The sequence below is a fragment of the Nostoc sp. genome (assembly GCF_036917375.1).
Taxonomy (GTDB): Bacteria; Cyanobacteriota; Cyanobacteriia; order Cyanobacteriales; family Nostocaceae; genus Nostoc.
The window spans coordinates 1-13799 of sequence record NZ_JBALDN010000067.1 but is presented as its reverse complement, the minus strand read 5'-3'; the positions used below and the strand labels follow the sequence as shown (position 1 = coordinate 13799).

General features: G+C 42.7%; 14 protein-coding genes and 1 tRNA gene. 4 read left to right on the top strand and 11 right to left on the bottom strand.

Annotation, left to right across the window (positions count from 1 at the left end):
• Positions 1–32 precede the first annotated feature (32 nt).
• Entirely contained in the window at positions 33–1340 is a 1308-nt protein-coding gene (locus V7K45_RS18860) for a glutamate-5-semialdehyde dehydrogenase (protein ID WP_335006034.1), read from the bottom strand.
• Between the two features lie 408 nt (positions 1341–1748).
• Here V7K45_RS18860 and V7K45_RS18855 point away from each other — a divergent pair, with 408 nt between their 5' ends.
• Positions 1749–3737, top strand: coding sequence for a zinc metalloprotease HtpX (locus V7K45_RS18855; RefSeq protein ID WP_335006032.1), 1989 nt, complete (start codon positions 1749–1751; stop codon positions 3735–3737).
• A 174-nt stretch (positions 3738–3911) separates the two neighbouring features.
• On the opposite strand, the gene V7K45_RS18850 is transcribed toward V7K45_RS18855, so the two are convergent.
• Genes V7K45_RS18850 through V7K45_RS18840 form a run of 3 tightly spaced genes read right to left on the bottom strand, consistent with a single transcriptional unit; the run spans position 3912 to position 6885 of the window.
• Positions 3912–4187 carry a hypothetical protein gene (locus V7K45_RS18850; RefSeq protein WP_335006030.1) on the bottom strand — a complete coding sequence of 92 codons (276 nt, stop codon included), beginning with the start codon at positions 4185–4187 and terminating at the stop codon, positions 3912–3914.
• Entirely contained in the window at positions 4171–4575 is a 405-nt protein-coding gene (locus V7K45_RS18845) for a hypothetical protein (RefSeq protein ID WP_335006028.1), read from the bottom strand. The genes V7K45_RS18850 and V7K45_RS18845 overlap by 17 nt, the downstream gene beginning before the upstream one ends.
• A gap of 15 nt (positions 4576–4590) precedes the next feature.
• Positions 4591–6885, bottom strand: a complete 2295-nt coding sequence (locus tag V7K45_RS18840; protein ID WP_335006026.1) for a PAS domain-containing hybrid sensor histidine kinase/response regulator — start codon at positions 6883–6885, stop codon at positions 4591–4593.
• A 376-nt stretch (positions 6886–7261) separates the two neighbouring features.
• Here V7K45_RS18840 and V7K45_RS18835 point away from each other — a divergent pair, with 376 nt between their 5' ends.
• Positions 7262–7459 carry a hypothetical protein gene (locus tag V7K45_RS18835; protein ID WP_335006023.1) on the top strand — a complete coding sequence of 66 codons (198 nt, stop codon included), beginning with the start codon at positions 7262–7264 and terminating at the stop codon, positions 7457–7459.
• A 98-nt stretch (positions 7460–7557) separates the two neighbouring features.
• Positions 7558–8748, top strand: a complete 1191-nt coding sequence (locus V7K45_RS18830; RefSeq protein WP_335006081.1) for a transporter substrate-binding domain-containing protein — start codon at positions 7558–7560, stop codon at positions 8746–8748.
• A 122-nt stretch (positions 8749–8870) separates the two neighbouring features.
• Here the strand turns inward: V7K45_RS18830 and mazG are convergent, their stop codons facing one another.
• Positions 8871–9695, bottom strand: coding sequence for a nucleoside triphosphate pyrophosphohydrolase (gene mazG, locus V7K45_RS18825; RefSeq protein ID WP_335006020.1), 825 nt, complete (start codon positions 9693–9695; stop codon positions 8871–8873).
• A gap of 51 nt (positions 9696–9746) precedes the next feature.
• Complete coding sequence (locus V7K45_RS18820) at positions 9747–10334, bottom strand: metal-binding protein (protein WP_335006018.1); 588 nt, start codon at positions 10332–10334, stop codon at positions 9747–9749.
• Between the two features lie 111 nt (positions 10335–10445).
• Here V7K45_RS18820 and V7K45_RS18815 point away from each other — a divergent pair.
• Positions 10446–10518, top strand: a tRNA-Val gene (locus V7K45_RS18815).
• A gap of 39 nt (positions 10519–10557) precedes the next feature.
• Here the strand turns inward: V7K45_RS18815 and V7K45_RS18810 are convergent.
• The 5 genes from V7K45_RS18810 to V7K45_RS18790 form a co-directional block, all read right to left on the bottom strand.
• The gene (locus tag V7K45_RS18810) at positions 10558–10995 is read right to left on the bottom strand and encodes a PIN domain-containing protein (protein ID WP_335006016.1); all 438 of its coding nucleotides are present in this window, start codon (positions 10993–10995) and stop codon (positions 10558–10560) included.
• Positions 10996–10997: 2 nt separating this feature from the next.
• Positions 10998–11213 carry a hypothetical protein gene (locus V7K45_RS18805; RefSeq protein ID WP_335006013.1) on the bottom strand — a complete coding sequence of 72 codons (216 nt, stop codon included), beginning with the start codon at positions 11211–11213 and terminating at the stop codon, positions 10998–11000.
• Between the two features lie 102 nt (positions 11214–11315).
• Positions 11316–12059 (bottom strand): alpha/beta hydrolase, encoded by a 744-nt coding sequence (locus V7K45_RS18800; protein ID WP_335006011.1) that lies wholly within the window; start codon positions 12057–12059, stop codon positions 11316–11318.
• A gap of 104 nt (positions 12060–12163) precedes the next feature.
• Positions 12164–12778: a hypothetical protein gene (locus V7K45_RS18795; protein ID WP_335006009.1), complete on the bottom strand. Its 615-nt coding sequence runs from the start codon at positions 12776–12778 to the stop codon at positions 12164–12166.
• A 49-nt stretch (positions 12779–12827) separates the two neighbouring features.
• A partial coding sequence (locus tag V7K45_RS18790) for a WD40 repeat domain-containing protein (protein ID WP_335006007.1) occupies positions 12828–13799 on the bottom strand: 972 nt, incomplete at its 5' end.

Here is a 13799-nt window from a genome sequence, read left to right as displayed (position 1 = left end):
GCGTTACTAGAGCATATACTTTTGACGATCTTTTACACTAAATCCTGATGAGTAAAAGCTTTAGCATTCGCCCCGGTGTAACTAGCTACAATATGTCCATTGCCAGTCATTTGATATTTGTATGTCACCAATCCTTCTAAACCAACGGGGCCGCGGGGAGGCATTTGTTGCGTACTAATCCCTACTTCTGCACCGAAACCATAGCGGAAGCCATCAGCAAATCGCGTAGAACAATTGTGGAATATATTCGCTGAATTTACTAGTCCAAAAAAAGTTTCCACAGATGTTGAATCTTCAGAGATAATGGCATCAGTATGGCGAGAACCATATTCGTTAATATGAGCGATCGCATCTTCTATAGAGTCTACAATCTTTATGGACAAAATAAAATCGTTATATTCTGTTTCCCAATCGGTTTTTCTTGCAGTTTTGATATTAGGTAAAATTTCTAAGGTGCGTTTATCACCTCTTAATTCCACATGGCGTTCTTCCAAAGCCTCAGCAACTTTCGGTAAAAATTCTGTAGCAATTGATTGGTGAACTAGCAAAGTTTCAATTGCATTACAGACAGCAGCATATTGCGCTTTAGCATCGACCGTAATTGGAACTGCTTTAGAAATATCAGCAGCTTTATCTATATAAAGATGACAAATACCGTCGGCATGACCTAGTACTGGAATACGAGTATTTTCCTGCACAAATCTGACAAAGGAATTAGAGCCTCTAGGAATAATTAAATCTACATATTTATCTAATTTCAAAAGTTCTAGAGTTTCTTCTCTAGTTGTGAGCAACTGCACTGCATCTGGATTAACAGCAGTTTGCGATAATCCCTGTTTAATTGCTTTAACTATCGCTTCACAAGAACGTACTGCTTCCTTTCCACATTTAAGGATTACACCATTTCCCGATTTGATAGCCAAAGAAGCAATTTGAATCGCCGCTTCTGGACGGGCTTCAAAAATAATTCCCAAAACACCTAAAGGACAAGTAATTCGTTTGAGAATTAAGCCAGTATCAAGTTCGCGGTGAATTTGGACTTTACCAATAGGATCGTCTAGCTTACCAACATCTCGTACCCCAACGATCGCATCTCTTAATTTATGTTCATCTAACTGCAACCGCTTATATAGTGGTTGGGAAATTCCTTCGGTAGTAGCAGCTTTACAATCAGCAATATTTGCTTGTAAAATTTCATCTCTAGCTGATTCTAAAGCTTGAGCGATCGCTTCAATCGCCTGATTTTTTGCCTCAGTGGAGAGAATCCCTAGCTTACTTGCAGCTTGGCGGGTTTGACCTGCGATCGCAATTAGGGGAGAAGCTATATCAAAAATAGTCATAGTACAAAGTCTTTACTTTTTCCTCATCTTATCAATCTCAGGTTATGTTCATCATTCGTCTTCCTCCAATCGGGTGAACCATTTGGGTAATCAGTAATTACTCTAATCGGGTGAAGTAAGGCTGGGTTGAAAACTTGTATTCTCTAAATATCAAACACGGAGAAAGAGGTAGTAAATTTACAGTAATAAAAGTATTATAAGTATTATTACATATTTTGTTTGAAAGTCTTAAACATGATTTATGCGTTCCCCAGGCTAGAGAGACATAGTAATATATGTTTCTCTAGTCTTTTACTTAAGTAAATATTTTATACTGTCGTTAATTAAATTTTTACGAAATTGCAGTGGCGATCGCTGGATCTATGAGTATTGATAGATCAAATACCACTCCTTCAGTAGGGAGATCCTATGTCGTTGCAATCTGCATTAGATGCCTTAAACCAAAAACGTTATCAAGAAGCGATTGAATTACTCGAACAATTCTGCCGCGATTGCGCTGAACACAATTCCTCAGATTATCTTTCAGCACAGATGTGGCTGATGAAAGCTTATCAAGCCACAGGCGAAACCGAAAAAGCCAAGGCCTTGTGTCAAAAGTTAATCATGAGCGAAAACCCACAGGCTCGCAGTTGGGCAGAACAAGCTAGTCAATCCTTCCGTCAAACGCCACCTAAAGCTAGTCAAAAAGCTGGTCGTGCCGTTACCACTGGGATGAAATTAGCGATGGGGGGAGTGGGTGGTAGTTTGGCGTTAGCTTCTGGTGTCACCATGACCTTGCTGTTTGGCATGGTGTTGGCTTTAGGTTTGAGCTTAGTATTTATTTTGGGTAATGATAATCCACTCCAAGGATTAGCGATCGCTATTGGTATTACCCTAGTTTTTAATATCGCCGCCTTTTTCATATCTCCGTTCATCATGGACTTAACTCAACACTGGCTTTACCAAACTCGCTGGGTAGAGTTGGCAGAAGTTGAAACCCTCAGTCCAGAGACAGCTAAAGTTATTCGCCAAGTCTGCGAGCAGAAAAAGCTGAAAACGCCGCGTTTGGGAATCATTAACGACCAAAATCCCACGGCTTTTACTTATGGTTCATTGCCAAACAGTGCCCGTCTAGTCGTCAGTCAGGGACTTTTCACATATCTTGATGACGATGAAATTGCTACCGTTTACGCTCACGAACTGGGGCACATCGTCCACTGGGACTTTGCAGTGATGACAGTAGCTTCTACCTTAGTGCAAATTTGTTACTTGATTTACAGTACAGCCAGAAGATTTGGGCGTGGCGGTGGCGATAGCAAAATCAAAGATGCGATGCAAACTGCTGCCCTAGTTGCCTACGTGTTTTATGTCGTTGGTACTTATCTAGTGCTATACCTTTCCCGCACACGAGAATACTTTGCTGACCACTTTGCAGCCGAAAGTACGGGTAATCCCAATGGATTATCCCGCGCTTTGGTGAAGATTGCTTATGGAATATTAGAAGAAGGTTCGCGGACACAAGAACCCAGCCGTTTAATTGAAGGAACTCGCGCCTTGGGTATCTATGACCATAAAGCCGCCGCTTCCACAGGAACCGCTTACCGCATTGCATCCGATACTCAAAAAATTGGTCGCGTCTTTCTGTGGGATATGTTTAACCCTTGGGGCTGGTGGATGGAGTTAAATTCCACTCACCCATTGACAGGTAAGCGAGTTCGTGCATTAAGTACATACGCGGAACAATTGGGTTTACCGACTGAGTTTGATATGGGGCGAGTCATTGGAGAAGGTAAAAGTCTTAATAAAAGTAGGCTTTACGGCAACTTCTTTTTAGATGTTGTACTCTACGGTGCTGAAACAATTGGTTTCTTAGTTGGCTTGGTAATAGGTGTGATTTTGTTGTCAAGTTCGCCAAACACAGGTTTGGTATTGGGTGCGCCACTAATTGGCTTAGGGGTCGGAATTCTCATCAAAGCTTTGGTAATGTTCCCCGACTACAAGCAAGCACCAGAAACCGATATTCTCACCCTGATGTCAGACCCTTATGCGAGTCCGTTACGCGGACAACCTGCAAAACTGGAAGGTCAACTTATTGGTCGTGGCGACGCTGGTTATAAATTTGGTTCCGATTTGAAAATTCAAGATCGTAGTGGAATGCTTTATTTGCATTACGCCTCACGCTTTGGCCCTATCGGCAATTTTCTGTTTGGGATGAAGCGAGTCCAAAGCTTGATTGGCGAACAAGTTGGGGCTGTGGGTTGGTTCCGTCGAGGTGTTGCGCCTTGGATGGATTTAATTCAACTCCAGAGTAAAAATGGCACTATTGTCAACAGTTACCATCGCTTCTGGTCATTCTTCCTTGGCGGTGGATCGATTATCCTGGGAGTGGTCTTGATTATGTTTTTGAGCCGCAGCTAGCTGAGTTTTTAGGCTGCTGTCGAAGCATTTCTCAGTCCATCCAAGCTTTAATTTGTCAGGAGGTAGTTAGTAACTGCCTCTTTTTTTAATGCAACTTATAAATCAGATCGCCGCCTTCAACCCCTCCCCTTACTAAGACTACGGTTATACAACACACAAGTCGAATTACCCCCCTTAATCCCCCCTTGTAAAGGGGGGAAACAAGAAATTTAGTTCCCTCCCCTTTCCAAGGGGAGGGTTAGGGTGGGGTAAAACCATCGCATTTGTTAATTTGGCGATCGCATTTGCTGATTTGGGGTTCGCATTTGCTACTTTAGCGATCGCATTTGTTAATTTGGCGATCGCATTTGTTAATTTGGCGATCGCATTTGTTAATTTGGCGATCGCATTTGCTACTTTGGCGATCGCATTTGCTACTTTGGGTTCGCATTTGCTACTTTGGGTTCGCATTTGCTACTTTGGCGATCGCATTTGCTGCTTTAGCGATCGCATTTGTTGATTTGGCGATCGCATTTGCTACTTTGGCGATCGCATTTGCTGATTTGGGGTTCGCATTTGCTACTTTAGCGATCGCATTTGTTAATTTGGCGTTCGCATTTGTTGATTTGGCGATCGCATTTGTTAATTTGGCGTTCGCATTTGTTGATTTGGCGATCGCATTTGTTAATTTGGCGATCGCATTTGCTACTTTGGCGATCGCATTTGCTGCTTTGGCGATCGCATTTGTTACTTTGACGATCGCATTTGTTGATTCGGCGATCGCATTTGCTACTTTGGCGTTCGCATTTGCTGATTTGGGGTTCGCATTTGCTGCTTTAGCGATCGCATTTGCTACCAAAAGCTTGATTGTGCGTTAAACTTGTTTGCCACCTTTGGCAAGATTTGCTACCACTTTCACCAACTCTCCTGGCTCGATTGGCTTGGATAGATGAACTTGGAATCCAGCTTGCAGAGCTAGCTTGTGTTCTTCTTCTCTAGCAAATGCCGTTAGTGCTACAGCTAGAATCTTCTCCCTTTGCTCTGTTTCCTGCGCCCGCACTTTCCGAATCAGGGAATAACCATCCTCATCCGGCATTCCGATATCACTGACTAGAACATGAGGTTTTAATCGTTCTAGTGCTTCCAGAGCTTCACTTACTGAGCTAACTGCCGTCACTTGCCCTCCAGACTGTTCAAGAATGAAGGCAATTAACTCTCGTGTATCGGCATTGTCATCTACAACAAGTATTTGCAAGCCGTTGAGTATTGAGAGGTTATCTACTTTTACTTTACTCTCTTTAATTGACTGCTCTGGTTGCGGTTCTACCAAAGGTAACGACACTGTAAATGTTGCTCCTTTTCCTTCCCCTTCGCTAAATGCGTAGACTGTGCCTGAGTGCATTTCTACTAAATGGTGTACAATTGCTAGCCCCAGCCCTAAACCATTGTCTACTCTAGTAGTTGTGCTATCAGCTTGACGGAAGCGCTCAAAGATATAAGGTAGAAAGTCAGTACTAATTCCCTTACCTGTATCAGAGACAGTTATCTGGACGTTTGAGTTTACCTGTTCCAGATGTACTTCAACTCTCCCTCCGCTAGGTGTGAACTTGACGGCATTAGAGAGTAAATTCCAGACAACTTGTTGCAGGCGTTCTGCATCACCCATAACCTGACCTACTGAGAAGTCAATATTAGACTCAACTTGAATATCTTTAATTTCAGAGGTGGGATGTATGGCTTCAATAGCCGCCTGAATTATAGGCACAAGGTCAACTTTAGCGATATTTAGACGGATTTTACCTTGTACAATGCGTGAGATATCGAGGATATCTTCAATCAGTTTCCTTTGAAGTTTGGCATTCCGCTCGATTGTCTCCAATGCCTTAGAAGTAGCTGCTTCGTCCAATTTGCGAGTACGTATTACTTGAACCCAACCCAGTATAGAATTGAGAGGTGTACGAAGTTCGTGGGAAACGATCGCTAAAAATTCTTCTTTGATGCGGTTAGCTTCTTGGGCTTGGCGATAAAGCTGGGCATTTTCAATGGCGAATGCTGCTCGTTGAGCAAGTTCTTCAGCCATTTCTAGGTCTACAGTAGTGTAATAGCGTCCTGGTTGTGCAGACGCTAATAGAATTGTCCCCAGCTTGCATTCGCGTACTAACAATGGTACTACCATCTGAGACTTAACTTGGAGTTGGCGCAGCAGACTGAAGTGTTCCTCGTTGGAGGACTTTTTCTCTAATGAAGACTCAAGAATGTTTGTAACCAGTTCCGGCTTACCAGTCCGTAAAACTTTCGGTGGGCCGTAATCAGCATCAACAGGAATTGGATAGCGTTGTTGGAGTTCTCGGATCAGCGCTTCTTTCGCTGGTTCAGATGCAACGATAACTGGGTTAGTGAAGACTGGTAAATTATGTTCGATGACATCCACAATACACCAATCGGCAAGAGTAGGGACTGCTAATTGCGCGACGCTGGTTAGGGTAGTGCGATAATCCAAAGAAGATGCCAATACACTACTTGCTTCAGCCAAAAAATTAGAGCGTTTTTCTGCGGCTTGGGCTGCAATTCGGGCGGCTTGCTCATTAGAAAATAACTGCTGGCGCTGCAACTCTAAACGCTTACGCTGACTAATGTCACGCATTAGCCAGCGCAGAGCAACTGGCTTACCTTTTTCGTTACGAACAGTAAGTACTGTCAAAGCGACATCAAAACAGATTTTTTCTCGTGGTTGTAAACACACTTCCCATTCCCCGCCTCGATCGAGCTGCTGCAACTGAATTAGGTAATTAAAAAAAGCTTGATGATCTGACTGGGCGATGAAAGTAAGTAGCGGTTTACCAATCAAAAATCGCTGTGAAACATTGAGGTGTATGCTAGCAGCACGGTTAGCTTCCAGAATAGTGCCGAATGTATCAGTTACCAAGTAACCATCAGGCGCAAAATCAAATAATTCTTGGTAGCGCTGGCGCTCCTTCTCTACTACGATACGTGTTGCTTGTAGTTCCTCGGAAGCGATTTTTAGTTCTTCTAAAGTAATTTGAAGCTCCTCAAAAGCTTCTGCTGTTAACTCTTGCTGTGAATACGGCTCACTTGCAGTTCTTTGCACTAATCCCGTTACCCGTGAGCGCAATGTCTCTACTTGTTGACTAAAATCGTCTACATTCATGTTGCTCACTTTGCAAAGACTAAGTAAGTGTAAGTTAGATAAAATATCTGGTAATTATAAATCCAAATGTACGCTAAAAGCCGATCTCAAAACTATTACTCAAAAGATAGAGGTTTGTCTTGACAACGCGAGTTCTACAAAGTGAGTTAGAGACGATCTAGTTGTCTCAACCTCTAAATACCAACCTTAAAATAAAGAATTTATCAAGAAATCCACCTACAGGATTGTACAGCAAGAAACATATTAGGTAGATTTCAGTAAATGTTTTTATAGTTTAAGGGGGGCTTGATGCTTACACCAACATTACCAGAACAATAGGTCAAAATTGACTCAACCAAGTTGCTGATTAAGAATCAGTGGGTAAATAGTATAAGCGATGTCTACGATGGTAACAGAGCTTGTTGTACCACTTGCCTACGGCACGCTTTACGAACGTGGAAGCAAGCTACGCGCAGCGTCTGTCTGTGACACGCTGCGCGAACGTAGAGAAGTGCGGGCTACGCCTACGAAATGTGAAACAATCAACCCGACTCTAGGCGAGGTAATCTATCTTTTCAATCTCCAGTCCCCGTAAATCTGAAAAAAATTGGTATTAGGGGGATGATGAACGCGATCTTTGGTATGGGGTGGGCATGATAAGTAGATTACGCACACAATCCTGAGAGAATGATGATGATAAATGCGATCGCTAGTAGATTTCGCCAACTGATGGCTAGGAGAAAAAGCCCGATTGGCAGACATGACCCAAAAAACAAAACCAAGCGTTCCTTAGCACTGTATACCTGCATAGGATTAGTAGGTGGAATCCTGGCATTGTTGTTAATGGCGTCCCCAGGAGTAGCCCAAAAACCACAACTCCAACAACCGTTATTAGTAGCTACACGAGTTATACCGCCCTTTGTGCTATCAAACAAAGGTGAGCTATCAGGATTCAGTATCGACCTCTGGCGCAACATCGCTAACCAAATAGGTGTAGAGTCAAAATTTATTGAATATTCCACTGTACCGGAACTGCTCTCGGCTATTAAAGACAACAAAGCCAACTTGGGGATTTCAGCTATCTCAATTACAGCCGAACGCGAGCAGAATTTTGATTTTTCATTACCTATTTTTGCTGGGGGGCTGCAAATTATGGTGAGAAACCCAGAGAAAAATAACAGTGCCTTCCCAAATATTTTGCAATTGTTTTTCTCCGGTAGCCTCTTGCAAGTAATAGGAATTGCCCTAGTGTTAATTGTGGTAGCAGCCCACATTATTTGGTTATCTGAACGTCATCACAAAGATGGGATGATTCCCAAATCATACTTTCCTGGGATTTTCAAAGCCTGTTGGTGGTCAGCTGCCACCTTAGCAACCCAAGCTGATGAAATGCCCAAAGGAGTAATGGGACGCCTAGTAGGTATTATCTGGATGTTCATCGGAGTACTTTTTGTCGCCTACTTTACAGCCAGCGCGACTACCTCATTGACAGTGCAACAGCTTCAGGGCGATATCAGGAGTATAGACGATTTACCCGGCAAGGTAGTAGCCACAACTGCGGGTAGTACAGCCGCCACATACCTGCGAGAACATAAGATTTCAATTTTAGAAGTTACCAAGATTGAGCAAGCTTATAATGCTTTGCAAACAAAAAAAGCTGATGCCGTAGTGTTTGATGCGCCTGTACTCCTCTTCTATGCTGCCAATGAAGGCAAAGGGAAAGTAGAGATTGTAGGCAGTATCTTGCGTGAAGAAAGCTATGGCATCATTCTGCCCAACAACAGTCCCTACCGCAAACCAATTAATCAGGCTTTGCTGAGTCTCAAAGAAAATGGCACTTATCAATCGCTATATGATAAGTGGTTTGATGCTGAAAAATCTTGAAGAAAGGAGCAGGGGGGACAAGGGGACAAGGGGGAATTATTGAACAAGTCTCTTCCTTGTCTTCCCCCTCTTCCTTGTCTACCTTGTCTCTTCTCCATGCCCAATTCCCAATGCCCCACTCCCTATTCCCCACTCCCTTCTTTCGCAAGTTGAGCTTTTGCCTGTTGCCAGAGAGTTTCTAACTCATTCAAACTGTAATCAGAAAGGGGACGGTCAACAACCGCCTCCATTTTTTCTAATCGCTGGACAAAGCGCTGATTTGTGCCTTGTAAAGCGGTACTGGGGTCAAGATTATGCCAACGCGCTAGCTGAATAACTGCAAATAGTAAATCGCCTAATTCTGCTTCTTGTCGTTCGGGTGTTTCCTCAGCTAAAGCTTGCTCGAACTCTGCCAACTCCTCATGAAACTTATCCCAAACACCCTGAATATTTTCCCATTCAAACCCGATCGCCGCAGCCTTTTGAGAAATCTTCATCGCCGCCGTCAGTGGGGGAAGAGTACGTCCATAACGAGCGAGTTTAGCACTAAATTTTTGCGCGTCTGGAGATGCTTCGCCCTTTTCCGCAGCTTTGATTTGTTCCCAATTTTGCCGCACCTCATCCACACTGGCAACCGACACATCACCAAACACATGAGGATGACGGCGAATCAACTTTTGAGAAATTCCTTGAGTAATTTCCTTAAGAGAAAATTGCCCCGATTCGCTAGCAATTTGGGCTTGCAATACCACCTGTAATAATAAATCGCCTAACTCCTCTGCGATCGCACCCTGATCCCCACTCTTAATCGCATCCACCACCTCATAAGCTTCCTCAATCACAAAAGGCGTCAAAGTTTCCGCAGTTTGAGCCAAATCCCAAGGACAACCACCATCAGGCGATCGCAACTTCGCCACCACCTCAATCAATTCCTGCAACGCCGCCAAACTCTCTTCTTGCTTTTCCATACCTCTGCGTACCTCTGCGCTTCCCTTAGCGTTCCTTTGCGTTTAAAAAAATTATTTCTTTACTCTCGGCCGACGACTACCACCCCTCACTTTCCGCTTCTTAATTTTGCCACTAGGAAGCAACCCCCGAACCCCCTGTTTTCGCACGCGCTTATAAGCCGAACCCCCCCAATCGCTGAGAGAATGACTCATCGCACCGAGTTCCAACCCTAAAAACAGGGCGATATATTCAGTATCGTATTGCACGAGCGATCGCCCCACAGTTTGTCCCAAATCTTGCCAACTAAAACTCAGATTCCATAACCTTTGCGCGATCGCCAAAACGAAAATTGCCAAAATAGCAAGCAAACACCCCAGATAAAGTATCCGCAGAATCGTGCCAATAATCGGTCCGTGGGATAAAAAAGAACGATGTCGGAGACTTTTTTGATAAGGTAGCCAAATCCAGCGCAAAAAACCCCAGCGTTGAAATTGCACAGAGTAAATATCCAAATCCGGGCCAAACATCAGCCCGCCAAAGAGAAACCCGCCTGCAACTAACAAAGTCGCATTACTACTGCGAGTTTGCCAGAAAGTAACGCCCGCCACCAACGGCAGAGCATACATAGTAATGCGATCGTGCGTCCGACCAGAGGGCATTCTAAATCCTGAGTGACTGAATACTGAGTCAGTATAAGAGAAAAAAAGATTTTCTTAAAACACTAGCGCAATGCGAAATGTTTTGCTATATTAGTTAAGGATTAGTCAAACGGGCGGTTAGCTCAGTTGGTAGAGCGCCTGCCTTACAAGCAGGATGTCATCAGTTCGAGTCTGGTACTGCCCATTAAGTAAATTAAGGCTAGAGACAGCTTAGATGCGGTTTCTAGCCTTTTTTAAATGGATTCACAATCTCTAATTGATCGGCGACTACTAACCCATCTTGCATATCTTCAGAATAGAGAATACTTGCTCTTGCGGATAGCGCACAAGAAATAATTAGACTATCCCAAAAAGAAAAATTATATCGACTGCGGATATCTGATGCAGATTCAAAAATAGTCAGATTGAACTCTACCACAGTACAGCGGCGATAAAGCGACTGAATCACAGCTTTAATTTGCCCTTCGTTAAAGGCTGCTTTTTTAAGCAAATTAGCAACAACCTCATTCACAACCTGTGTACTAATGATAATTCCTTCAGCTTCTGTAATTTCAATAGCAATATTACGCTTTCTTGTTCTTTCTGCAACCTCCATCTTGTTATCGTCAAATAAACGATAAAGCCAAACATTCGTATCAATAAAAGACGTACTAGAACTCATAATTATCGGTTATAAATTTCCTCACGGCTGAATACACTATCTACTTGAACAGGATTTTCTGTTAATTCATCAATTATGTCTCTTTTCTTAGATGATTTTTTCGTCACCAAAACGATTACTTTAATATCATCTCCTTCACCAAGTTCTTGTCTGTACTCATTAGGGATTTGAATTAAACCATTTTGAATTTTTGCTTGAAACTCAACCGCATTTAGCATCTTTAACCTCTCTTCTATTTATGGGGCTTCATCTATTATGAGCGATTGCACCGTTAAAATATTCTGCTTGGGCAAAAGATTTTGGATTGCTCAAATAATTAATTAATCACTAGTTAATATTGAGGCAAGAAGATCGGGACAAGACAGGTGTGGGCAATGTCCAGAAACTAGTTCAATGGCATCGACTCCTAAACGCTTGCGTGCGGCGTAGCGTGACCATGTAGGAGATATTATTCGGTCATTGGTACAAACAATATATTTATGTTCAACATGCGGCAAAGCTTTTAGAGGATTCGTTTCAAAAATATATGCCATAGATTGTTGCGAACGACTTTTCGAGATTGCCCACTGTGCTACATCTGGTTGACAATCATGAAAGAAAAACTCTCTTAATACTGTTTCGTCTGAATAATCTTTGCCTACGGAAGCTGGTTCATACATATCAGGCTCATCGTAGAACTGTTGGAGTTTACTTGGGTCTTTTGGCTGGTAATTGAATAATTTGAGCGTATCAGAATCAAGCCGATGAGAAAATTGGTCGAGTGTACTGATTCCGGGATGGGGGAGCAACGCAGCCACAAACACTAGTTGACGCACTTTTACCGCTTCTGCAACTAGGGGAATGATAGTACCAGCCATTGAGTGACCGACTAGGACAATATCATCATCAGTTTTTGGCAGTGCTTGAATTACTACATCTGCAAATTGGGACAAAGTAGTAGATGCATTTTCAATTGGCAAATCCATTGCTACGGTTTTGTGACCCTGTGCTTCTAAGTGGGGAATTAGCAAATCCCAACACCAAGTGGCTTGGAAGGCACCGTGAACTAGACAATATAGACTCATATCAATTGAATAGTGGTAATGGTAGACGAGTTTTTTAACTTTTCTTATTTTTTAGCAAATTTTTAACCTTGCCCAGGTAAGTTACATCAGTACTTGCTGTATATTCAAATAGTAGTTAAAACAGGTTGAAAAGGTTGCAATAAAATACCCAAAATTTTATCAACTTCTTTAATATAGTACTCAGTCAAATCTATATAAACAGTTGTCCCTTCTAAAAATAAAAACTTCCAGTTAGTTCCGCTAGTAACCGAGCCATAAATTCGCCTAACTTCATTGCCTTGATTTTGATTGAACAACTGCGCTGCAATCATTGCTGCTACACATTGACCAAGACCGCCGATAATATCTTCTTTTTTTGCTTCAAAAATAAACATTACCGGAGCAGAAATAAATAATTGTTCCTGGGAATTGCTGATGATGTAATCGCAAAAACCCTGCAAACCTTGAGTTGCATCAACATTAAATTCATTTCCAGAAAACAGGGATATTTTATTATTTAATAATCGTCTGACCTCTGCGAGGATTGGTGCAATTAAAAACTCCGACCTTGCTTTTTCGGTTGAAATTGCAGTTGCTAAAGGAATGTAATCTATTAAAATTGTTCTGAGAGTTTCTGATGGTGTAATCGGTTTTGTATCAGCAAATAAATTCCGAGTTTCATCGAGTGTTAAATAAAAACTCTTTTTCACCTTGGCAAGACTAAAATCGCTGTATGCCATCCTTCCACTTTGTGATTATCTATTTAGTCTATTTCATCTTGTCCCCTTGTCACCTTGTCCCCTTGTCCTCCTTACCTTGGTTCGCCAACTCTTTTGCTCTCGTCTGGGAATCAAACTTTAATTTATTATCCCATTGCTGTGCTTTGCCAAACTTATTAACAGCGCCCTTAATATCATCATTTCGCGCTAAGTTCTCACCTTGGATGAGTAACGCTGTCGCCCCTTGCGTTAACCGCGATGGAGTTTGGCACGATCGCAACTCTTCTAACACTTCTGGATGACCAATGAAGTAATTATTCAGCAAATTGCAACCACTGATTAATAAATTATCGAAATCCAAATCCCATAAAATTATTGTCTTGTCACCACTTGCAGAAGCTAACTGTTGTCCATTGGGGCTATAGGCGACGCTAAAGACGGTATTGCTATGACCAGTCAGGGTTTTCAGGAGTTGACCACTGCTGACATCCCAGATTTTGATCGTCTTGTCAAAACTAGCAGAAGCTAACTGTTGTCCATTGGGGCTATAGGCGACGCTATAGACGGTATTGCTATGACCAGTCAGGGTTTTCAGGAGTTGACCACTGCTGACATCCCAGATTTTGATCGTCTTGTCATCACTTGCAGAAGCTAACTGTTGTCCATTGGGGCTGTAGGCGACGCTATAGACCTCACTGCTATGACCAGTCAGGGTTTTCAGGAGTTGACCACTGCTGACATTCCAGATTTTGATCGTCTTGTCCCAACTAGCAGAAGCTAACTGTTGTCCATTGGGGCTGTAGGCGACGCTAAAGACCTCACTGCTATGACCAGTCAGGGTTTTCAGGAGTTGACCACTGCTGACATCCCAGATTTTGATCGTCTTGTCAAGACTAGCAGAAGCTAACTGTTGTCCATTGGGGCTGTAGGCGACGCTAATGACCTCTTTGCTATGACCAGTCAGGGTTTTCAGGAGTTGACCACTGCTGACATCCCAGATTTTGATCGTCTTGTCAGAACTAGCAGAAGCTAACTGTTGTCC